Origin of the sequence: Sphingomonas carotinifaciens, assembly GCF_009789535.1 — a bacterium.
Classification (GTDB): Bacteria; Pseudomonadota; Alphaproteobacteria; order Sphingomonadales; family Sphingomonadaceae; genus Sphingomonas; species Sphingomonas carotinifaciens.
Genome location: NZ_WSUT01000005.1, coordinates 538,539 through 560,271, shown reverse-complemented (window position 1 = coordinate 560,271; position 21,733 = coordinate 538,539). Strand labels below are relative to the sequence as shown.

Genomic DNA, 21,733 nt, shown 5'->3' with positions numbered 1-21,733 from the left:
TTAGCCGGATGTCGGAAAAATCTTGCCGGTCTTGCCGGTTTGGTTGCCGCCGGGGCGCTCTTCGCGCGGGCGCGATGCGGGCCTGCGCGCGCGTGCTCACGCACGGGGGCGACGCGCCCGGAAATAGTTTGCCGGCAAGCGGCCGAATTAACCTTTTTTTGGGGACGAATCGAGCATTGGGGACGGCGAAAGGAATGTCCCTCCGATGCCGTCGATTCTTCCCTCTGCCGTTCTTGCGAAGCGCCGTTACGCGCTGCTGTCGTCGCTCCGCGCGCAGGGCATGACCGTGGTCGAAGGCGGTGCGGGCCAGCCGGGCGATACCTTCCTGGTCGCCGAGGACGAGGCGATCGCGGCGCCGGCGCGGACGATCGTGGTCGGCGATGCCGGGCGGCGGCTGGAGCGGCCCGGCAACGGGTTGCCGACGCGGATCGCGTTCGGGCCGGAGGACGGGGCGGTCGGCAACGGCTTCATGCGGGCGCTGCTGGCGGGGGCGGGCATGCCCACCGCGGCGGACCCGGAGAGCCTGGCGCTGTTCACGCTGGCCGAGCGCGTGGCGCAGGCGGACATCACCGTGCTGATCAACGGACCGACCGGCACCGGCAAGGAAGTGCTGGCGCGCGCGATCCACGCCAATTCGGCACGCGCCGACAAGCCGTTCATCGCGATCAACTGCGCCGCACTGCCCGAGGCGATGCTGGAAGCGCTGCTGTTCGGGCACCAGAAGGGCGCGTTCACCGGTGCCTCGTCGGGTGGCGAGGGCTTCTTCCGCGCGGCCGATGGCGGCACGCTGCTGCTCGACGAGATCGCCGAGATGCCGCTGCAACTCCAGGCCAAGCTGCTGCGCGTGCTGCAGGAGCGCGAGGTGGTGCCGCTGGGCGCCAGCCTGCCGCAGGCGGTGGACGTGCGGGTAATCGCCTGCGCCAACCGCGACCTGCAGGCCGAGGTGGCCGCCGGCCGGTTCCGCGCCGACCTGTATTACCGGCTGGCGGTGTTTCCGCTGACCACCAAGGCGCTGGCCGAGCGTCGCGGCGACATCCCCGCGCTCGCCGCGACGATGATCCTGCGCCATGCCGGCAGCCGCAGCACCATCCCCTGGCCCACCGCCGAGGCGATCGAGACGCTGGTCGAGCATAGCTGGCCGGGCAATGTCCGCGAGCTGGAGAATGTGATCCAGCGCGCGTTGCTGTTCGCCGGCGGCGACACGATCGAGGCGAGCCATATCGTGTTCGACCGGCCGATGGTCGCCAACGATGTCGACCTGTCCTCCGCCGCGCAGCCCGCCGTGCCGGCGACGCTGGGCAAGGTGGTGCAGATGAGCGAGTTCGCCGCGATCCGCGAAACGCTGGCCGCCTGCGGCGGCAGCCGGATGGAGACCGCGCGGCGGCTGGGGATTTCGGAGCGCACGCTGCGCTACCGCCTGGCCAAGGCGCGCGAGCAGGGCGAGGATGTCGGCCTGCCCGGGCGTAAGGCGCTGTCCGCATGAGTATCGGGGGCGTCAACGGCGCCATGGGCGTCGACCGGGTGATGGCGCTGCGCGCGCAGATCCTGGAGCGCAACCAGGCGCTGAAGGCCGCGGCACAGACCGGTGGCGCACAGGCCGCCGAGGGTGCAGCCGCGGCGGCCAGCGCACAGCCGGCAAGCTTTGCCGACACGCTGAACGAGGCGGTCAAAAGCGTCAACGACAGCCAGCAACAGGCCGCCAAGCTGTCCGAAAGCTATGAGCGCGGCGAAACCATGGACATCGCCAAGGTGATGCTGGCGCGCCAGCAGGCCTCGGTCGGGTTCGAGGCGACGCTGCAAGTGAGAAATAAACTTTTGTCCGCCTACAAGGACATCATGAGCATGCCGGTGTAACATGAGCACAGCGCTGACACCCGCCAACCCCGCCACGCCGGGCGGCCCGCAACTCCCCGAACGCTTCGCGAACCCGCTGCGCCAGATCAAGGGCGTGCTGGCGCAGCCCGCCGTGCGCCGTTCCGCGCCGATGGCGCTGCTGATCGGCCTGATCGCGGCGGCGGCACTCGCCTGGATGAGCCTGTCCACCCCGCCGCAAAAGACGCTGTTCAGCAATTTGTCGGACGCGGACAAGCAGGCGGTAACCACCGCGCTGTCCACCGGCAACATCGCCAGCCGCATCGACGATGCGACCGGCGCGCTGACGGTGAGCGAGGAGGATTATTCCAAGGCGCGGATGCTGCTGGCGGGTCAGGGCCTGCCCAAGGAAGCACCGGGCGGCTACGCGATCCTGGACCAATTGCCGATGGGCGTCAGCCGCGCGGTGGAGGGCGAGCGCCTGCGCCAGGCGCGCGAGAGCGAACTGGCGCGATCGATCCAGGAGATCGACGCGGTCGCCGAGGCGCGGGTGCACCTCGCCATGCCCGAGGCGTCGGTGTTCGTGCGCGACAGCGCGGCGCCGTCGGCGTCGGTGATCCTGAAGCTGAACGCCGGGCGGTCGCTGTCCGACGCGCAGGTGCAGTCGATCGTCAACCTCGTCGCCTCGTCGGTGCCGGGCATGAAGCCGTCGGGCGTGACGATCGTCGACCAGATGGGCGGGCTGCTGACCAAGGACGGCGCGGCCGCCGGCAATGGCGACGATCGCCGCATCGAGTTCCAGCGCCGGCTGGAGGACAAGTATCGCACCCAGCTCATCCAGCTGCTGACCCCGCTGGTCGGCAGCGGCAACTTCACCACCGAGGTGCAGGCCGAGGTCAATCTGGACGAGACCAGCGCGACGCGCGAATCCTATGACAAGCAGGGCACCCTGCGGGCCGAGACGGGCAATTGGACGGGCAATCTGGCGAATGCAACGCCGCCGGGGGGTATTCCCGGTGCGCTGTCCAACACGCCGCCGCCGGCCAGCACCTTGCAGGTACCGCCCAACCCCGCGCCGGGCACCCCCGGCACGCCGGAGAACCAGCCGGTGGCGGGTGGCGCGGCCCCCAATGCCGCCAAGCAGTCCGATACCTTCCAGCGCGCCTATGACCTGGGCAAGGAAGTGTCGGTGACGCGTGCCGCACCGGGCTCGATCAAGCGGCTGACCGTGGCGGTGCTGCTGCGCGATCCCGCCACCGGACGGCGCACCGCGATGGAGATCAACCAGATCAGCGACTTGGTGAAGAGCGCGGTCGGCTTCGACCAGGGGCGCAACGACAACGTCACCGTGATCAGCCGCAAGTTCGCCGATACGGGCGCCGCGACCGACGGCCCGGCCTGGTACGACAATGCCTGGCTGCCGGTGCTGGCGCGCAACGGCACCGCGATCGTGATCGCGCTGCTCGTGCTGCTGCTGGGCGTCCGCCCGCTGGTGAAGAGCATGACCAAGAAGAAGGAAGACGAGACCAAGGCGCTGCCGATGGGCGCGGCGGGCGAGGCGGAGGGCGAGGATGCCGCCGCCGTGACCGGGCCGGACGGCATCGCGGTGCAGCCGCCCGTGACGCTGGAGCAGATCGAGGCGACGCGCAATTTCGACGAGCGTATCGGCGCGGTGCGCGGCTTCACCCGTGACAACCCGGCGCGCGCGGCGCTGGCGGTGCGCGACATGATCAAGGCGGAAGCGAACTGATGGACGCCGAAGTCGCCGCGGGCGCGCGCACCTATACCGGCGTGGAGCGTGCCGCGGTCCTGATGATGCTGGTCGGCGAGGACGAAGCCGCCGCCATCCTGCAGAAGCTGGACCCGGACGAGGTGCGCGAGCTGGGTCGCGCGATGTATGCCGTCGCCGATGTCAGCGAGCAGGAGGTCGAGGATGTGCTCGACACCTTCGTGTCCGCCGCCCGGCAGCGCGCGACCATCGCGTTCGAGCCGCGCCCGGTGGTGGAGGCGGTGATGAGCCGCGCGCTGGGACCGGCCAAGGCCGACAGCGTGCTGGCGCGGATCACGCCGCCCGAGGCGGCGGCCGAAATCGAACTGCTCGCCTGGCTCGACCCGACCGACATCGCGGCGATGCTGGACAAGGAACATCCGCAGATCGCCGCGGTGGTGATCGCCAATTGCGATCCGGCGGTGGCGGGGCAGGTGCTGGAGCTGCTGCCCGATGCGGTGCAGCCCGACATCCTGCACCGCATCGCGCGGCTGGGCCCGGTGGCCCCCGAGGCGATCGACATGCTGCGCGACCTGATCACGCGGCAAAGCGGCAGCGGCCAGCAGGCGCAGGGCGTCACGCTGGGCGGCACGCGCGAGGCGGCCAAGATCCTGTCGAGCGCGCGCAAGGCGACCGAACAGCGCGTCATGCCCAAGCTGTTCAAGATCGATCGCGAACTGGCCAAGCAGATCGAGGAAGCGTTGTTCGTCTTCGAGAACCTGCTGGAGCTGGACGACAAGAATCTGGGCACGCTGATCCGCAACGTCGACGGCGACATTCTGGTCCGCTCGCTCAAGGGTGTGGACGAGGGCGTGCGCAACCGCTTCCTGGGCTGCATGTCGTCGCGCGCCGCCGACAATATGCGCGACGAGATCGAAGGGCGCGGGCCGATGAAGCTGTCCGAAGTGCTGGAAGCGCAAAAGGCGATGATTCAGATCGCCCGCAACCTGGCCAAGGACGGCACGATCGTGATGGGCGGCGGCGAGGACGACTATGTCTGATTTCATTGCCGGTTTCGCTGCGCGCCACGATGCGGCGGCGGCGGCCCTGCACCAGGCCTTCTCGCCACAGCCGGCGGGTTTCGCGGCGGTCGACCTGATCGAGGTGCGCAGCCCTGTTGGCTTCACGCCGCGCGCGACCCCGGCCGGGCCGATGCCCGAGCCGGAGCCCGAGATGGTGGCGCCCAAGCATTTCAGCCCTGCCGACCGCGAAGCCAATCCGACCGCGGGCTGGGACATGATGGACCCGTGCCTGGACGCGACGCCGTTCATCGATCCGGTGGAGGCGGCGCATGCCGCGGGGTTTGCCGAGGGGATGGCGGCAGCGCAGGCGCAGGCGCAGTTGCAGGAGGATGCGCTGCTGGTCGGGATCCAGGCGGCGCTGAGCGGGGGGCGGATCGATCGCGAGGCGCTGGCGGGGCAGTTGCGGCAGACGGTGCTGTTCCTGGTGTCGAAGCTGGTGGGCGAGGTCGGGGTCGCCGCCGAGCGGCTGGCCGGGCGCGTCGAGGTGGCCAGCGAGATGCTGGCCGATGCCGCGGAGTCCGCGCTGCTGCGCGTGCACCCCGACGACGTCGCGCTGCTGCAGGGGCGTTTGCCGGACACGGTTTTTCCGGTGGGTGACGCAAGCGTGGCGCGCGGCAGCTTCGTGCTGGAAAGCGCCTCCACCGTGGTCGAGGATGGCCCGGCGCTGTGGCTGGACCAGTTGGCGCAGGCGATGGACAGGGTGCCCGTTCCCGCATGTTGAATCGTTTCGCCGCCGATTACCTCGGAACGCTGGGCAGTGCCGATTTCACCGCGGCACCGCGCGTGTCCGGGCGCCTGTCCTCCTACGACGGATTGCTGATGGAGGCGGTCGGGCTGAACCTGGCGGTCGGCACGGTGTGCGAGGTCGGCGGCGAGGGCGATGCGCGGATCGAGGCGGAAGTGATCGGTTTCCGCAACGGCCGCACGCTGATGATGAACCTGGGCGGGCCGGCGCCGCTGCTGCCGCGTGCACCCGTCAGGCCGATGGGCGCACCGGGCGAGGCGGAGGTGGGCGCCGCGATGCTGGGCCGCGTCGTCGACGGCGCGGGCAAGCCGATCGACGGACTGGGACCGATCCGGGGTGCGGCGCGCTGGCCGCTGGCGGGCAAGCTGCAATCGCCGCTGGACCGCGGCCGGGTGCTGGCGCCGATGGATGTCGGTGTGCGGGCGATCAACGGGCTGTTGACCATCGGCCTTGGCCAGCGGGTCGGCATCATGGCGGGATCGGGCGTCGGCAAGTCGGTGCTGCTGGGCATGATGGTGCGCGCGGCGCAGGCGGACGTGATCGTCATCGGCCTGATCGGCGAGCGCAGCCGCGAGGTCGCCGACTTTCTGGAAACCAAGGTCGCGGGCGAGGCGCGGGCGCGGTCGGTGGTGGTCGCGGTGCCGGCCAATCATTCGCCGGTGCTGCGCATCCGCGGCGCCCTGCGCGCGACCGCGATCGCCGAGGCGTTCCGCGCCGAGGGTAAAAAGGTTCTGCTGATCATGGATTCGCTGACCCGCGTCGCGCATGCGGGCCGCGAGATCGGGCTGGCGCTGGGCGAGCCGGCCTCCGCGCGCGGATATCCGCCCTCCGCCATCGCGATGCTGCCCAACCTGATCGAGCGGGCGGGCGCCGATGCGCATGGGACGGGGTCGATCACCGCGATCTACACCGTGCTGGCGGACGGCGACGACGGCAACGACCCGGTGGTCGATTCGGCGCGCTCGATCCTGGACGGGCATATCGTGCTGAGCCGGCAACTGGCCGAGCGCGGCGTGTATCCGGCGATCGACATCGGTCCCTCGGTCAGCCGCGTGATGAACGATATCGTGTCCAAGCCGCATGCCAAGGCGGCGCGCGTGCTGCGCCGGCATCTGGCGACCTATGAGGAAAATCGCGACCTGGTGCTGATGGGCGCGTACCGGGCGGGTACCGACGCCGCGATCGACAATGCGATCGCCGCGCATCCGGCGGTGATGGAATATATCCGGCAGGATTACGACAGCGCGGTGCCGATCGACATGGCGGTCGACGAGCTGGTCGGCGTGTTCGGCACCGACGCATGACGAAGCGGCGCGAGGCGACGCTGGCGCGTATCCACCGGGTCCGCACGCTGCAGCTGAACCTGCGGATGGGGGATGAGGCGCGGGCGCGCGAGCAGGTGGCGAGCGAGCAGGCGCTGTCGGCGCGGATCGCCGGGCTGGTCGATGCGGTGGCGCCGGTGCCGACCGCGCCGTCGGCCAGCGTGTCGCTGATGGCGGCGGCGCATTTTCGCGAGCGGCTGCACCAGTCCGCCGAAATCGCGCTGCGCCGCATCGCGCAGGCCGAGCAGCAGGCGGACGCGGCGGCCGAACAGACCCGCAGCGCCAAACGCGACCAGAGTGCGGTCGAAAAGCTGATCGAGCGGGCACAGGCCGCCGCCGTCATGCGCGAAATGCGCGCGCTGGAAGACGCGCCGGCCAATCGGAAGAACCGGCACGATCCTTGCTGATCCCGTTTTTCATGACGTTGGGGGTTCATCATCATGATTGAGATCGCGAGTGCGATCGGCCGCGCGCCCGCGCCCGCCGGGGCGACAGGGGCGATGCCGGTGGGGGACGGCGCGGCATTCGCGCTGTCGCTGGCGTCGTTCCTGTCGCTTCAGGAGGGGACGGCGGATGCCGCGGCGGTGCCGACACCGGCAGTGACCGGGCAGGATGATGCCACCGGCGGCAAGGCGTTGCCGGAGGGGACGGGGGCGTTGCCGGAAGAGGCGGGGGCCCTGCCGGCGATGGGCATGGTGCCGTTCATGGTGGCGATGCCGGTGGCGCCGGTGGTGCCGGTGGCGATCGATCCGGTTGCGCTGACCTCCACCGGGTCGCCGGCGCCGGTGGCCGCCGAGCCGATGATGCCCGGCGTGGCGCAGGGCGGCGGTTCCCCGCGGCCGGCGATGCTGGCCGGCACCGGCCTTGCCGTCGTGCAGCTTGCCACGGTTGCCGCCGAAGCGCCGGCGACGTTTGAAGTGCCGTCGGCCGTGACGTCGCGGTCCGATGGGGCTCGCACGTCGATCGATCCGGCGTCGGCGGAGGCCGCGTCGCCATCGACGCAGCCGGTGGCGGTGCCGGGTGGGCGCGCGGGCGGATCGGCACCGGTCGGGTTCCCCGCCGGGGGGGACAAGACAGGCCTGCCCGCCGCGATGGCGACCGACAGGGAGCCGGTGGCGGGCGCAGCGCCGATGGCCATACCCGCGCGCTTCGCGAAGGCCGCGGCGGGAAGCGGCCTTCCCACCGGTGTGACGGTGGTCGAACCCGGCACGGATGCCGCGCTCCGATTGGTGGCCACAAATCCCGGTGCGCCGCTGGCGGTGCCCGTTCCGGCGCGCTTCGCCCTGCCGGTGACGGCGCAGGCTGGTGCCGACAGCGGCGTGGCGCAGGCGCCGGTGGCGAACGATAGCGGCGCAGCGGCAGCGCAACCGGCCGGCATAACCGGGCAGATGGAGCCCGGCGCCCCGTCTGCTCCGGCGTCGGTCCGACCGGCGGCGGTTTCGGGTGAGGCGACGCCATCATCCTTCGTGGCCCCGCAACCCGTCGGTGCAAGCCGGACGGGGCAGGAGGCGTCGGCGGCGATGACGCAGGCTGGTGCCGACAGCGGCGTGGCGCAGGCGCCGGTAGCGAACGATAGCGGCGCAGCGGCAGCGCAACCGGCAGGCACGACCGGGCAGATGGAGCCCGGCGCGCCGTCCGGCCCGGCGTCGGTCCGACCGGCGGCGGTTTCGGGTGAGGCGACGCCATCATCCTTCGTGGCCCCGCAACCCGTCGGTGCAAGCCGGACGGGGCAGGGTGCGCCGGCGGCGATCCGGCCTGCGACGGGTTCGGATGGAGCCATGCAGATTTCGCCGGTAATGGATCGTGGCGCGGCGCCGCGATCGGCGACGGCGGATATGCCCCAGCCGATCAAGGCGGGGGATGCCGCCCCGGCGTTTCAGCTATTCGCCAGCGCGTTGCACCGCGATGCGGGGTTGCGGGAGGACAGGGGCGGGCCGGTCGAGGCACCGCTGGCACCGGGGTTGGTCGCGCCGGTTGCAACGGTGCCGGCCACCGCCGCGGCGCAGGACGCGCCGCTCGACATGCGGCAGGACCATTGGCCGCAGGGGATGATCGACCGCATCGAGGCGCTGCGCGATCAGGCGGATGCGAACGACACGCGCATCCGGCTGGTGCCCGACGCGCTGGGCACGATCGACATCGCGATCAGCCGCCGCGACGATCAGGTGCATGTCCGTTTCGAGGCGGAACAGGCGCAAACGCGCGCGATGCTGGCCCAGGCGCAACCGGAACTGACGGCGCTGGCGAGCGCGCGTGGGTTGAAGCTGGGCGAGGCCACGCCGGATGCACGCCAGATGACCGGCGGCGGGCAGGATATGGGACAAAATCCGGGGCAGGACCGGGCCTTTACCCAACAGCAGCATCAGCCGCGTACCCTGCGCAACCGCACATCGGCGGGGAGCCCTGCCGATTCGCTGCCTGACGACAGCGCCGCCGCGACACGAATCGCCTGAGGATAGAATGACATGAGCGACACCAAGGAAGACGCGCCCCCCAAGAAGAAGGGCAAGCTGGGCAAGATGCTGATCATGGGCGTCGGCCTGCTGGCGCTGCTCGGCGGCGGCATGGGCGCCGGGTTGTATGCCGCCAATTCCGGCCTGATCGGCGGCGGCGGGCATGGCGGGGCCGAGGATCATGGCCCCAAGCTGATCCCCAAGGCGGAGCAGAAGCGCAGCGCCGAGGGCGGCGAAGGCGGCGAGCATGGCGGCGGCGAGGGCGGTGGCGAATCGGGTGGCGGCCACGGCGAATCGGGCGAGGCCGCGCCGGAGGAGCATGCCGGCCTGCCCTCTCCCACGCCGGGCGTGGGGGGCGAGCGCTATGCCTCCAACTATTTCGCCATGGAAAAGGAGTTCACGTCGAACCTGACCGATTCGGTGCACTTCATCCAGGTCGGGATCGCGGTGTCGACGCCCTATGACGACACCGTCATCAACAACCTGAAAACCAACGACATCGCGGTCCGCTCGGCGATCCTGATGACGCTGGGCGACACGACGGAGGAACAGGTCTTCTCCAGCGCGGGCAAGAAGCAGCTCCAGAAGCGGCTGGCCGATTCAATCAACCAGGTTTTGCGGCAGAAAGAGGGGTTTGGCGGAATCAGTAACGTGTACTTTACCAATTTCGTTGTTCAGTGAGGCATGGTTAACGGCCCGGACATCGCAGAACGACGCGAGCGCGCCCGCCCCGCATCGGCCGATCACGGCCTGCTGGGCGAGGCGAAGCTCAATCCGTTCGGCGACCTCCACACGTTGCAGCACCTGTCCGCGCGCTATGCGCGGTCGCTCAGGAGCCTGTTCGAGCCGTTGTTGCGTCAGGAAGTGCGCAGTTGGGCCGAGCCGCTGGTCGTCCAGCGTTTCGCCGATTACCGGGCGGAGCGCGGCGACGCGCTGACCGCCTGGGTGCCGCTGACCATGCCGCCACAGGCCGATCAGGGCCTGTGCGTGCTGGACGGACGGTTCGTGCTGGAATTGCTCGACCTGTTCTTCGGCGGGTCGGGTGCGGCACCGGCGATGCTGCCGAGCGAATTTTCGCCCGCGACCGAGGCGATGGTGGAACGGCTGGGCGCGATGCTGGTCGAACCGCTGCGCCAGGCCTGGGAGCCGCTGGCCCGGATCGAGTTCGTGCCGGCGCGGCCCGAGGCGAGCGCGGCGATGCTGCCCGGCTTCGACGGTGACGATGCGATGATCGTCACCCGCTTCGGCATCGCGGCGGGCACCGCCCTGCCGGTGTTCATCGACCTGCTTTATCCGGTATCCGCGCTGAAGCCGCATGGCGCCGCGCTGACCGGCAAGGTGGTGTCCAAGCCCGTAGACACCGATCCGGGCTGGCGCAGCGAATTGACCCGTGCGGTGATGGGCGTGCGCTTCACCGTCCGCTCGGTGCTGGCCGAGCCGGTCGTCCCGCTCCAGACGCTGATGACGCTGAAGCCCGGCGACGTCATTCCGATCAGTTTCGGTCCCGAGGTTCCGGTGATGGTCGGCAACGACCTGCTGGGCACCGGCACCGTGGGCGCCGCCAACGGCCATGCCGCCGTGCGCCTGACCTCTCTAGTTCGCACCGAAGGATCGCTGCAATGAACGACATGACCGGCGGTTTTCCGATCGATGGATCGGTGACCGCCAATTTCCGGCTGCTCCAGGACGTGGACGTGAAGCTGACCGTCGAGATCGGATCGACGCAGCTGTCGCTGCGCGAACTGCTGGCGCTGGGCGAATCGAGCGTGATTGAGCTGGACCGCCGCGCCAACGAACTGCTGGACGTGTTCGTCAACGGCACGCTGATCGGCCGGGGCGAAGTGGTGACGGTGGGCGACCGCTTCGGCGTGCGCATGACCGAGCTCGTCAATCCCGACAAGCGCGCCTGAGGCCCCGACGCTCATGATGTGGTCCTATATCCTGAAGCTGGTCGTGCTGTTGCCGCTGGTCTGCGGCCTGATGATCGGGTGCCTTTATGCTTGGCGCAAGCTGGAGACGCGCCTGCCGGGCAAGACGCAGGCGCGCACGATCGCGGTCAAGGAGACGATGATGATCTCGCCCGGCCTGCGGCTGGCGGTGATCGATTTCGAGGGGCGGCGGCTGCTCGTCTCGGTCGGGCGCGGCGGGGTGACGCTGGTCGACAAAATCGACGCGGCGGGTGAGCCGAGCGGCCTCGGCCGCTTCGTGCCGGACAGGAACCACCGGGCATGAGCATCTCGGTCACGCGGCGCGGCACCGGGCCGGCGCTGATCCAGGGGCGCGCGCAGGCGCCGCGTGCGGGCGGCGGATCGCGGCTGATCTGGATCCTGCTGGCGATCGTGGTCGCCTTCTTCGTGGCGATGCCGGCCTTTGCGCAAGGCACACCCGCGGCCCCTCCCGCGCCGGGGGTGGGGGATGCGGTGGACCGCGCGCTGGGGCAGCTTGGCGGCGGGGGCACGGGCCAGTCCGGCTCGCTGTCGCTGTCGCTCCAGGTCCTGATCATCATGGGCCTGCTGACGATCCTGCCGGGCATCCTGTTGATGATGACCAGCTTTACCCGGATCGTGATCGTGCTGGCGGTGCTGCGCCAGGCGCTGGGCCTGCAACAGACACCGCCCAACCAGGTGCTGATCGGCCTGTCACTGTTCCTGTCGCTGTTCATCATGGCGCCGACGATCAACCAGATGAATAGCCAGGCCATCCAGCCCTATGCGGAAGGACGGCTGGCCGGCACGCAGATGATCCAGGCCGCCGGCGCGCCGCTTCACGCCTTCATGGCCAAGCAGACGCGGGTGAAGGACGTGACGATGTTCGCGCAGATGGCGAAATCAGGGCCCTATGCCTCGCCGAACGACATTCCCTATGCGGTGCTGCTCCCCGCCTTCGTCACCAGCGAACTGAAGACCGCGTTCCAGATCGGGTTCCTGATCTTTCTGCCGTTCATCGTCATCGATCTGGTGGTCGCCACCGTGCTGATGTCGCTGGGCATGATGATGTTGTCGCCCTCGATCATCTCGCTGCCGTTCAAGCTGTTGCTGTTCGTGCTGGTCGATGGATGGGCGCTGACCATGGGCAGCCTGGCGAACAGTTTCGCGACATAGCGGGGGCAGCGCGGGAGGAACCTAGCCGCATCTTGTGCTTTCCGCAGGGAAAGGGAGCCTTATGCGCCATTTCATCACCGCTGCCGCGCTTGTCGCGCTGACCGCCACGCCCGCCCTTGCCCAGACGCGCGCCATCTCCGCGAGCGAGAAGGCGCAAGGGGCGCGGGCCAATCCCGAACTGCTCGCCGAATTTGGCGGGCCGTATCGCGGGCCGCAGGCGGCCTATGTGGAGCGGGTCGGCAAGCGGGTGGCGGTGCAGTCCGGCCTGTCGAACGCGCAGGGCGATTTCACCGTCACGCTGCTCAACTCGCCGGTGGAGAACGCCTTCGCGATCCCCGGCGGCTATGTCTATGTCACGCGGCAGTTGCTGGCGTTGATGAACTCCGAGGCCGAACTCGCCTCGGTGCTGGGGCACGAGGTCGGTCACGTCGCGGCGCGCCATTCGCAGGGGCGGCAGCGGGCGTCGACGATCGGATCGATCCTGGCGGCGGGCGCGGGGCTTCTCACCGGCAGCAACCTGATCGGGCAGGGGGTGAGCAGCGCGGCGCAACTGGGCGTGCTGGGCTATGGCCGCAACCAGGAATATCAGGCGGACGGGTTGGGCGTGCGCTACATCACCGCGGCCGGCTACGACCCCTATGCCGCCGCCGACATGCTGTCGGCGCTGGGCGCGTCCTCGCAACTGGCGCAGCGGACCTCGGGCCGCGACGCGACCGCGGTGCCGAGCTGGTTTTCGACCCACCCCAACAGCGAGGACCGGGTGCGCCGCGCGGTGAAGCTGGCGGCGGAAACGGGCCGGCCGGAGACGAACCCGGCGCAGGATACGGGCTTTCTGCGGATGCTGGACGGGCTGCCCTATGACGACGATCCCTCACAGGGGGTGATCGACGGGCAGACCTTCCGCCATCCGGACCTGCGGCTGCGCTTTTCGGCACCCAGCGGATACCAGATCGCCAACGGCACCGATGCGGTGACCGTCGCCGGGCAGGGCGGACAGGCACAGTTCCAGATCGGGCGCGGCAACGACTTGGCCGCGGCGATCAACGCGCGTTTCGCCACGCTTGCGGGCAATGCATCCTCGGCCGCCCCGGCGGGCGAGTTGCGGAGCGGAACGGCGAACGGCCTGTCCTATGCCTATCGCACCGCGCGGGCATCGGCCAACAACCGGGCGGTGGATGCGACGGTGGTCGCCTATCGCTTCCCCTCGGCCATCTATACCTTCACGCTGGTCACGCCGGCGGGCAGCGGTGTCGGGCCGTTCGCGCCGCTGCTCGACAGCGTCGCCACGCTGACCCCGGCGGAAGCGGCGGCGATCAAGGGCAAGCGGGTGCGGATCGTGACGGTAAAGGCGGGCGACACCGTCGACAGCCTGGCGCGGCAGATGGCGTACCGGGATTATCAGCGCGAGCGGTTCATCACGCTGAACGGACTGGACCCCGACGCGCCGCTGACGCCCGGCCATCTGGTGAAGGTGATCGTCAACGGGTGACGCGCGACCCGCGCGCGGCTACACCGCCGCGATCATGAATCGTCCCGCGCTGTCCGTCGTCATCCCCTGCTACAACGAAGCCGCGTGCCTGGCGCTGCTCCATGCCCGCGTATCGGCGGCAGCACGTGCGGCAGTGGGCGAGGATTACGAGATCGTCCTCATCAACGACGGATCGCGCGACGAGAGCTGGGCGGTGATGCAGCAGCTGTCCGCCGCCGACCCCCGGCTGGTGGCGATCAACCTGTCGCGCAACCACGGCCACCAGCTGGCGCTCACCGCCGGCCTGGACCTGTGCAGCGGCGCGCAGATCCTGATCATCGATGCCGATTTGCAGGACCCGCCCGAACTGCTCGCGGACATGCGGCGCACGATGGTCGAGCAGGATGCCGACGTGGTCTATGCGGTGCGGCGCAAGCGGGCGGGCGAGACGCTGTTCAAGAAGGCGACGGCGGCGATCTTCTACCGGATGCTCGACCGGATGACGGACACGGCGATCCCGCTGGATACCGGCGATTTCCGCCTGATGAGCCGCCGGGCGCTGGATGCGCTGATGTCGCTGCCCGAACAGGCGCGCTTCATCCGCGGCATGGTGGCATGGGTCGGGTTCCGGCAGGTGCCCTTCGCCTATGACCGCGCCGAGCGGCATGCGGGCGAAACCAACTATCCGCTGGGCAAGATGATGCGCCTCGCCTTCGATGCGGTGACGGGGTTTTCCACCGCGCCGCTGCGTTGGGCAAGCCATGTCGGGCTGGCGCTGACCGCGGTGTCGCTGCTGCTGATCGTCTATATCGCGGTGGGCTGGCTATCGGGATCGGCGGTGCAGGGCTGGACCTCGACCATGCTGGTCAACGTGGTGCTGGGCGCGGTGCAGATGTTCGTGCTGGGGATGATCGGCGAATATCTGGGGCGGCTGTATATCGAGTCGAAGCGGCGGCCGCTGTATATCGTGGCTGATGTCGCAGGGCCGGTGCAGGGGCGGGCGACGCTGGGGTTCCGGGCGGAGCCGGTGGGGGTGATCCAGCCCACGCTTCCTCCTGAACCCGTTCGTCCCGAGTAGTCGTCGAGTAGCGGCAACGCCGCGTATCGAGACGGCGTATCGAGGGGCATGGCCCGTGGCGCCGGGTGTCTCGATACGAGCCCTCGATACGGCTCTGCGAGCCTACTCGGTCTCTACTCGACACGAACGGTTTCTTTGAAAACCGTTATTTGGGCTCCGCCAGCGTGACGATGGAGACGCCGGGGGTCATCGGCAGGCGGCCGACGAGGTGGCGCTCCAGGCGGAAGATGGTCTCGAACGCTGTGTTGAGCGGTTTCGGCGGGGGTGAATCGTCGCTGTCGTCGCGGCCCGTCATGCGGCCGGCAAGGCGCGCGGCGGTGGCGAGCGGGAAGAGCAGCGAGTTGAAATAGGTCAGCTTCTTCGCGCGCAGGCCGGCCCGCTCGATCGCGGCGGCCAGCGTCGCCTTGGAATAGCGGCGATGGTGGTGGTTCACCACGTCGTGCGCGGACCACATCCATTGATGCGCCGGCACCGCGATCAGGATCTTGCCGCCCGGCTTCAACAGGCCGCCCATCGCCTTCAGGGCAGCGACGTCATCCTCGATATGCTCGACCACGTCGAGCACCGCGACGAGGTCGTAGGCGCCGCGCTCGACACCGGGAAGCGCGGGGAGGGGCGCGTCGCCCACCGGGCGGCCGAGGCGTTCGCCGGCGATGGCACGGGCGGCGGGGTCGATCTCGATCGCCTCGACCCGGCCGAAGCCGCTCAGCATCGGCAGGTTGTGGCCGGTGCCGCAGCCGATTTCCAGGATGCGCGCATCGGCCGGCAGGGCGGCGTAGCGGGTGAGGTAATCGGCCAGGATGTCGCGGCGGGCGCGGTACCACCAATGGGTGGAATCATGCGCGGCCATACGGTCGTAAACGATGCGGTCCATGGCTTATCCGAATACCCACTGGCGGTTGATGACGTAGGTGACGAGGGGGGTGACGGTGACGGCGGGCACCAGCGGCAGCCAGACGGGACCGCCCAGCCAGCCGGTGATGACCCAGGTGAAAACCGCGTTCAGCACCATGCCCGATGCCTGCACCGCGACGAACTTCACCTGCTGGCCCGGCCCCTCGTCCCGCGTGCCATGGCCCTTGAAGCTCCAGCGCGAATGGAAGACGAAGCCGAAGGCCACCGCGACCGCAAAGGCCGGGAACACCGCCAGCCATGCGCGCCGCGGCGGCAGTGCCCAGGTGGCGAGCGGCAGATAGACCGCGGAGTAGATCACCGCGGACAGGCCGCCGACGATCGCGAAGCGCACGAGCTGGCCGACGATGCCGCTCGCCCGTAGCCGCTCCATCCGTTGCACCAGTGCGACCCCGTCTTGTCTCAACGCCCGTCTTGCCCTTTGCGCCGCCGGCTATACACCGGCGCGACTTGCCCGAAAGGCCGGGCCTTAGGGCGGATGGACGCGTGAAGGAAGCATCTTTGGGTCGTCTGGAGGCCGGGTTCGATCGGCATTGGAAGCTGCTGACGCTGATCGCGTGGGCCGCGGTGACCGCCTGGTTCGTGTATGACCGCTGGAACCAGATACGCTGGATGTCGCTGGGCGATACCGACGACAATATGCGGCTGATGCAGGTGCGCGCCTGGCTGGGCGGGCAGGGCTGGTACGATTTGCGCCAGTATCGGCTGAACCCGCCGGTGGGCTTCGACATCCATTGGAGCCGCCTCGTCGACCTGCCAATCGCCGGGCTGATCCTGTTCTTTCGCCTGTTCACCAGCAATAGCTGGGCGGAGCGGCTGGCGGTCGGCATCGCGCCGCTGATCCCGCTGTCGATCACCATGCTGGCGCTGGGCGCCACGGTCCGCCGGCTGATCGCGCCGGCCGCCTGGCCGCTGGCGATCGCCTTCCTGCTCGGCACGGCGGCGACGATGCTGATGTTCATGCCCGAGCGCATCGACCATCATGGCTGGCAACTGGCGATGCTGAGCGTGACGGTGGCGGGGTTGTGCGATCCGCAAGCACGGCGCGGCGGGATGATGGTGGGGCTGGCGAGCGCGGCCTCGCTGACCATCGGGCTGGAGATGCTGCCCTATGCCGCGATGGCAGGCGCGATCATCGCCCTGCGCTGGGTATGGGACCGGGGGGAGGCGCCGCGGCTGGGCATCTATGCGCTGACGTTGGGCGGGGGAAGTGCGGCGGGCTTCGTCGCCTTCGCCTCCAACGCCAATTACGCGATGCGCTGCGACGCGCTGACCCCGGTATGGCTGTCGGTGACGATGGCGGCGGGGGCGCTGCTGTTCGTGCTGGCGCGGGTGAACCCGGCATCCAGGGGTGCACGCCTGTCACTGGCGCTGGTGGCGGGCGGGGGGATCGCGATCGGCTTTGCGATGCTGTTTCCGCAATGCCTGACGCGGCCCGAACAGGTCTCGCCCGAGCTGCAGCGCAACTGGCTGAACAATGTGCGCGAGGCCAAGCCGATCTACAAACATCCGTTGCGCATGGCGTTGCCGATCATCGTGCTGCCGCTGATCGGGCTGTTCGGCGCGATCTGGGCGACATGGGCGGCGCGCGCGACGCGGGTGGCGGGATCCTGGGCGGCGGTGACGCTGTTCACGGCCTTTGCCTGCATGATGCTGTTGTGGCAGGCGCGCGCCGGGCCAGCGGCGCAGTTGCTGGCGGTGCCCGGTGCCGCCGCGCTCGGCTGGCTGATCCTGCCCTGGTTCCTGAACCACCGGCTGCTCGTCGTGCGGGTCGGCGGCACGGTGGCGGGGTTCCTGCTCGTCTCGGGCCTGTTCGCCGGGCTGGCGATCAAGTGGTTCCCGATCGACCGGCCCAAGGCCTATGCCAAGCGCGTCAATGCGGCGACCGGCAATTGCATGCGCACCACCGTGCTGTCGCGGCTGAACCGCTATCCGGCGCAGACGGTGTTCACCTTTGTCGATTTGGGGCCGCGGTTGATCGTGACGACGCATCACAGCGCGATTGCGGGGCCCTATCACCGCAACGGCGACGCGATCCTGGACGTGCAGCATGCGTTTCAGGGATCGGAGGCGCAGGCGCGGGGCATCATGAAGCGGCACGGCGCGACGCTGTTGCTGCTGTGCCCCAACATGTCCGAATCGACCAATTACCGGGCGCGGGCGCCGGGCAGCTTCTACGACCGGATGGCCAGCGGCTGGGTGCCGGGCTGGCTGGTGCCGCTGCCGATCGCCAAGGGCTCGCCGCTCCGGCTGTACCGGATCGAGTGATGCGGGTCAGCGCTGTGCGGCGAGGGCCTTTTTCAGGCGGGCGTGCGCCGCGCCCTTGATCTGGCAGACGCGCGCGGCGCCGACGCCGATCACCTGGCCGATTTCCTCCAGGTTCAGTTCCTCGACATAATAAAGCTGGATGACCAGCGCCTCGCGCTCGGGCAGTGCGCCGATCGCCTGGATCAGCGCGTCGCGGAGCGCCCCGTCGGCGAGTTGTTCGAAGGCGTCGGGCGTGTCGTCGGCGAACCAGGGGAGGTCGTCGGCATAGAGTTCGTCGATCGGCTCGAACCGCACCGCCTCGGCCGTCGCATAATCGGCGCGCAGGCGGTCGACGGTGACACCCAGCTTGGCCGCGACGGCGGCATCGGTCGGGGCCTGGCCGCCCGGCGTGGTGAGCGCGCCCACCGCCTCGTGATATTGCCGCCGGCGACGCATCGCGCCGCGCGTGGTGGTCGCCTGCCGACGGAGTTCGTCGATCATCGCGCCGCGCAGGCGGGTGGCGAGATACTGGCGGAAGGCGACGCCGCGTTCCTCGAAAGTGGCGGCGGCCTCGACCAGCGCGACGAGGCCGACCTGGACCAGATCCTCCACCTCCACCAAGCTCGACATGCTGCCATGCACATGCCACGCGATGCGGCGGACGAGTTGGAGATGCTGGCGGATCAGCGCATCAGCATCGCCCCCGGCGCGCTTCATCGGCTTGTAGGTCAGGGGTGCGCCGTCAAGGGCGGGGGCGTCGTGGAACGCCTGCTGCATGGGGAGCGCGCTCATGCCGCCAGCGCCTGCGGAGCGCCGATGACGGCGACGACTTCGACGGCCTTTTCTTCGGGCACCTCGAAGAAGGACAGGACGGGCGTATCGGGCAGCACGGTGCGCAGCAGCTTGCGCATCGCGATGCGGACGCTGGGCTGCACGACGAGGGCGAAGGGACGCGCCTCGGCGATCAGCGGCTGCGCGGCGTGGGACAGCGAGTCGGTGATGCGGCGGCCGAGATCGGGGTCGATCACATGGCGGCGGCTGGCGTCGCCGCGCACCGCCTGCCCCAACAGCGCCTCCAGATGGCCGTCGAGCGTCATCACGCGCAAGGGTTCGCGCGGGCCGCACAGCTTCTGGATGATCAGCGAGCCGAGGCGCGGCCGGATCAGCTCGACGATTTCCTCGGCATCCAGCGTCTTTTGCGCCGCGACGGCGATCGCGCTGGCGATACGGCGGAACTCCTTCAAGGCGATGTTCTCCGAAAGCAGGCCCTTGAGCACTTGCGTGAGGGTGGTGAGGGGGAGCGGGTTGGGGCTGAGCGAGCCGGCGAGCTGGGCGGCGGTTTCCTTCAGCCCGTCGAGCAGCGCCTGGACCTCGTCGGGGCCGAGCAGTTCGGCGGCGTTGGAGCCGAGCACATGGTTGAGGTGGGTCGCCATCACGGTGCCGGGGTCGACCACCAGATAGCCCATGCCGGTCGCGGCATCGGCGTCGCCCTTGGCGATCCAGGTCGCGTCCAGGCCGAAGGTCGGGTCCTTGGCGGTCTTGCCGTTGAGGTAGCCGACACCCTGGCCGGTGTTGAGGGCCAGCATCTCGTCGGGCGAGACCTGGTCCTCGCCGACGATGACGCCGTTGATGATCAGGCGGTAGGTGTAGGGCGCCAGATTGATGTCGTCGCGCACGCGCGCCTGCGGCACGACGAAGCCCAGTTCCTTGGAGAGCTGGCGGCGGACGCCGGTGATGCGGGCCATCAGGGGGGAGCCGCGGCGCTGGTCGACGAGGGGGACGAGGCCGTAGCCGATGTCGATGTTGACCTGCATGGTCTCGGTCACTTCGTCCCAGCCGATGCGGCTCTGGTCGACCGGCTCGGCTACCGGAGCGGCGGGGGGCGGTACCGGGCGGCGTTCGATCTGGCGCAGCTTCCAGGCGGCGAAGCCGGCGATGGCGGCGGCGGGCAGGATCACGAGGTGCGGCATGCCGGGGAGGATGCCGAGCAGCCCGAGGATGCCGGCGACCGGCGTCCAGGTGCGCGACGCGGCGAACTGCGAGCCGATCTGGCCGGCGAGATCCTTGTCGGACGACACGCGGGTGACGATCGCGGCGGCGGCGATGGAGAGCATGAGCGAGGGCAGCTGCGCGACCAGCGCGTCGCCGATCGCGAGCAGGATATAGGTGCGCGCGGCGTCGCCGATCCCCATGCCGTGGCTGACCGGGCCCAGGATCAGGCCGCCGATGATGTTGGCGGCCAGGATCAGCATCGCGGCGACCGCGTCGCCCTTCACGAACTTGGACGAACCGTCCATCGAGCCGTAGAAATCGGCCTCGGTGGACACCTCGACGCGGCGCGCCTTGGCCTCGTCCGGGGTGATCAGGCCGGCGTTCAGGTCGGCGTCGATCGCCATCTGCTTGCCGGGCAGCGCATCGAGGGTGAAGCGCGCGGACACCTCGGACACGCGGCCCGCACCCTTGGTCACGACGATCAGGTTGATGATCATCAGGATCGCGAAGACGAACAGACCGACGACATAGTCGCCGCCGATCAGAAAGGTGCCGAACGCCTCGATCACATGACCCGCCGCGCTCTCGCCCTCATGCCCGTGAACGAGGACGATGCGGGTGGAGGCGACGTTCAGGCCGAGGCGGAACAGCGTCGCGAAGAGGAGAACGGTCGGAAAGGCCGAGAAGTCGAGCGGCTTTTGCGCATTGAGCGCGACCATCAGCACGAGCAGGCTGATCGCGATGTTGGCGACAAAGAAGATGTCGAGCAACGCCGGCGGGATCGGCACCATCATCACGATGACGAGGAGCAGGATTGCGGCGGGCAGCGCCATGGTGCGGCCGGAGGAGAGCAGCTTGTTCACGGCCTCAGCCTCCCATCCGTGCGAGCATCATATAGGCGAGGCGGGCATGATCGGGGCTGGGGCGCAGCACGCTGTCGCCTGCCGTCTTGCCCGCACCCAGCTTCGTCATCGCCTGGTTCGCCCAGTTCATCGCGTCGGTGGCGCTTTCGTTGTTGCCGGTGACGACGGTGGCGTCCCCCATCGACAGCGCCTGCGCGGCGAACTGGAGGTTGGCGGCGCGGGTCGCCTGCGTGTCGGCGCCGGCCGCGGCCAGCTTGTCGGCGAAGCGGTCGTAGATCTGCGCCACGGTACGCGGCTGGCCGTTCGAGGCGTAGAAGATGCCGCGGTTCGCGCGCGCGGCGGCGGGGAACAGCGCGGCACCGCTCGCCTGCGGGCTGGTGGCCATCGTCTTCAGGAACTTGGTGGCGCCGCCGAGGCCCAGGAAATGCGCCATGTAGAGGTCGGTGCTGTTGGCCGGACGGTTCAGCGACGCTTCCAGTGCGTCCTTGTTGTCCGAGGCGAACTCGGCGGCCATCAGCGAGGAGGCGGTGGGATCGGTGCGCAGGTTCAGGATCGCTTGGCGTGCGCCAGGCGCGACGGTGAAGCGCCCGCCCGACTGGCCGATCGCATCGGCCGCCCAGCCGAGGCCGTGTTCGGAGCCGTGTTTCTTCACCACGGCCAGCCAGCTTTGTTCAAGGAACTGGTAGAGGCCGGTCGCCGACGAGGTGCCCGCGCGCGCGCTGGCGTTGAGCCCGGATTCGAGCTTCGCCTGCCCCAGCAGATAGTCGAAATCGACGCCCGTGCGGCTGGATGCCAGCGCGATCGCCGATTGGACCTTGGACGTGGAAACGGGTTGAACGGTCATGCCGGATGCGAGAAGCCCCTGTTGTCAGCGGGGATCTAGCAAGGGGCATGCCAATTAGGGTTTGTGGACTTCCCTTGCCCCTTCGGGGAGCATCGGGTGAGCAGCG

The 21,733-nt window shown here is 69.4% G+C and carries 21 protein-coding genes; 16 read left to right on the top strand and 5 right to left on the bottom strand.

Going from position 1 to position 21,733, the window contains the following annotated elements:
* Positions 1-205 precede the first annotated feature (205 nt).
* The 15 genes from GQR91_RS04585 to GQR91_RS04515 all read left to right on the top strand — a co-directional run bounded on the left by GQR91_RS04585 (position 206) and on the right by GQR91_RS04515 (position 14,769).
* Positions 206-1,483, top strand: a complete 1,278-nt coding sequence (locus GQR91_RS04585; protein ID WP_112381681.1) for a sigma-54 interaction domain-containing protein — start codon at positions 206-208, stop codon at positions 1,481-1,483.
* Positions 1,480-1,854 (top strand): flagellar hook-basal body complex protein FliE, encoded by a 375-nt coding sequence (gene fliE, locus GQR91_RS04580; protein ID WP_112381680.1) that lies wholly within the window; start codon positions 1,480-1,482, stop codon positions 1,852-1,854. Before GQR91_RS04585 ends, fliE begins: the two co-directional genes overlap by 4 nt.
* A gap of 1 nt (position 1,855) precedes the next feature.
* Positions 1,856-3,562 (top strand): flagellar basal-body MS-ring/collar protein FliF, encoded by a 1,707-nt coding sequence (gene fliF / locus GQR91_RS04575; RefSeq protein ID WP_112381679.1) that lies wholly within the window; start codon positions 1,856-1,858, stop codon positions 3,560-3,562.
* A complete protein-coding gene (gene fliG / locus GQR91_RS04570; protein ID WP_112381678.1) occupies positions 3,562-4,581 on the top strand; it encodes a flagellar motor switch protein FliG in 1,020 nt (339 codons plus the stop codon). Before fliF ends, fliG begins: the two co-directional genes overlap by 1 nt.
* Complete coding sequence (locus GQR91_RS04565) at positions 4,574-5,323, top strand: FliH/SctL family protein (protein ID WP_112381677.1); 750 nt, start codon at positions 4,574-4,576, stop codon at positions 5,321-5,323. Before fliG ends, GQR91_RS04565 begins: the two co-directional genes overlap by 8 nt.
* The gene (locus GQR91_RS04560) at positions 5,317-6,651 is read left to right on the top strand and encodes a FliI/YscN family ATPase (protein ID WP_149681328.1); all 1,335 of its coding nucleotides are present in this window, start codon (positions 5,317-5,319) and stop codon (positions 6,649-6,651) included. Before GQR91_RS04565 ends, GQR91_RS04560 begins: the two co-directional genes overlap by 7 nt.
* A complete protein-coding gene (locus GQR91_RS04555) occupies positions 6,648-7,076 on the top strand; it encodes a hypothetical protein (protein WP_112381675.1) in 429 nt (142 codons plus the stop codon). The genes GQR91_RS04560 and GQR91_RS04555 overlap by 4 nt, the downstream gene beginning before the upstream one ends.
* Positions 7,077-7,109: 33 nt before the next feature.
* Complete coding sequence (locus GQR91_RS04550) at positions 7,110-9,122, top strand: flagellar hook-length control protein FliK (protein WP_149681327.1); 2,013 nt, start codon at positions 7,110-7,112, stop codon at positions 9,120-9,122.
* 12 nt (positions 9,123-9,134) lie between these two features.
* Positions 9,135-9,803, top strand: coding sequence for a flagellar basal body-associated FliL family protein (locus GQR91_RS04545; RefSeq protein WP_149681326.1), 669 nt, complete (start codon positions 9,135-9,137; stop codon positions 9,801-9,803).
* Positions 9,804-9,806: 3 nt separating this feature from the next.
* Entirely contained in the window at positions 9,807-10,745 is a 939-nt protein-coding gene (locus GQR91_RS04540) for a flagellar motor switch protein FliM (RefSeq protein ID WP_112381672.1), read from the top strand.
* Positions 10,742-11,032 carry a flagellar motor switch protein FliN gene (gene fliN / locus GQR91_RS04535; RefSeq protein ID WP_112381671.1) on the top strand — a complete coding sequence of 97 codons (291 nt, stop codon included), beginning with the start codon at positions 10,742-10,744 and terminating at the stop codon, positions 11,030-11,032. The genes GQR91_RS04540 and fliN overlap by 4 nt, the downstream gene beginning before the upstream one ends.
* 13 nt (positions 11,033-11,045) lie before the next feature.
* Complete coding sequence (locus GQR91_RS04530) at positions 11,046-11,354, top strand: flagellar biosynthetic protein FliO (RefSeq protein ID WP_112381670.1); 309 nt, start codon at positions 11,046-11,048, stop codon at positions 11,352-11,354.
* On the top strand, positions 11,351-12,223 hold the full coding sequence (gene fliP / locus GQR91_RS04525) for a flagellar type III secretion system pore protein FliP (protein ID WP_149681325.1): 873 nt from the start codon (positions 11,351-11,353) through the stop codon (positions 12,221-12,223). The genes GQR91_RS04530 and fliP overlap by 4 nt, the downstream gene beginning before the upstream one ends.
* 61 nt (positions 12,224-12,284) lie before the next feature.
* A complete protein-coding gene (locus tag GQR91_RS04520) occupies positions 12,285-13,712 on the top strand; it encodes a M48 family metalloprotease (RefSeq protein WP_149681324.1) in 1,428 nt (475 codons plus the stop codon).
* Positions 13,713-13,746: 34 nt separating this feature from the next.
* Positions 13,747-14,769, top strand: a complete 1,023-nt coding sequence (locus GQR91_RS04515) for a glycosyltransferase family 2 protein (protein WP_149681323.1) — start codon at positions 13,747-13,749, stop codon at positions 14,767-14,769.
* A 145-nt stretch (positions 14,770-14,914) separates the two neighbouring features.
* On the opposite strand, the gene GQR91_RS04510 is transcribed toward GQR91_RS04515, so the two are convergent.
* Positions 14,915-15,643, bottom strand: a complete 729-nt coding sequence (locus tag GQR91_RS04510; protein WP_149681322.1) for a class I SAM-dependent methyltransferase — start codon at positions 15,641-15,643, stop codon at positions 14,915-14,917.
* 3 nt (positions 15,644-15,646) lie between these two features.
* Positions 15,647-16,087, bottom strand: a complete 441-nt coding sequence (locus GQR91_RS04505; RefSeq protein WP_311732264.1) for a GtrA family protein — start codon at positions 16,085-16,087, stop codon at positions 15,647-15,649.
* Positions 16,088-16,167: 80 nt separating this feature from the next.
* Here GQR91_RS04505 and GQR91_RS04500 point away from each other — a divergent pair, with 80 nt between their 5' ends.
* Entirely contained in the window at positions 16,168-17,949 is a 1,782-nt protein-coding gene (locus GQR91_RS04500; protein ID WP_235903865.1) for an AcrB/AcrD/AcrF family protein, read from the top strand.
* Between the two features lie 6 nt (positions 17,950-17,955).
* On the opposite strand, the gene GQR91_RS04495 is transcribed toward GQR91_RS04500, so the two are convergent.
* From GQR91_RS04495 to GQR91_RS04485, 3 genes are read right to left on the bottom strand one after another with little or no spacing between them, the layout of a single operon-like run.
* Positions 17,956-18,720, bottom strand: coding sequence for a sigma-70 family RNA polymerase sigma factor (locus GQR91_RS04495; RefSeq protein ID WP_149681320.1), 765 nt, complete (start codon positions 18,718-18,720; stop codon positions 17,956-17,958).
* Positions 18,717-20,753: a flagellar biosynthesis protein FlhA gene (gene flhA, locus GQR91_RS04490; protein ID WP_149681495.1), complete on the bottom strand. Its 2,037-nt coding sequence runs from the start codon at positions 20,751-20,753 to the stop codon at positions 18,717-18,719. Before flhA ends, GQR91_RS04495 begins: the two co-directional genes overlap by 4 nt.
* Positions 20,754-20,787: 34 nt before the next feature.
* Entirely contained in the window at positions 20,788-21,627 is an 840-nt protein-coding gene (locus GQR91_RS04485) for a lytic transglycosylase domain-containing protein (RefSeq protein ID WP_149681319.1), read from the bottom strand.
* Positions 21,628-21,733 lie beyond the last annotated feature (106 nt).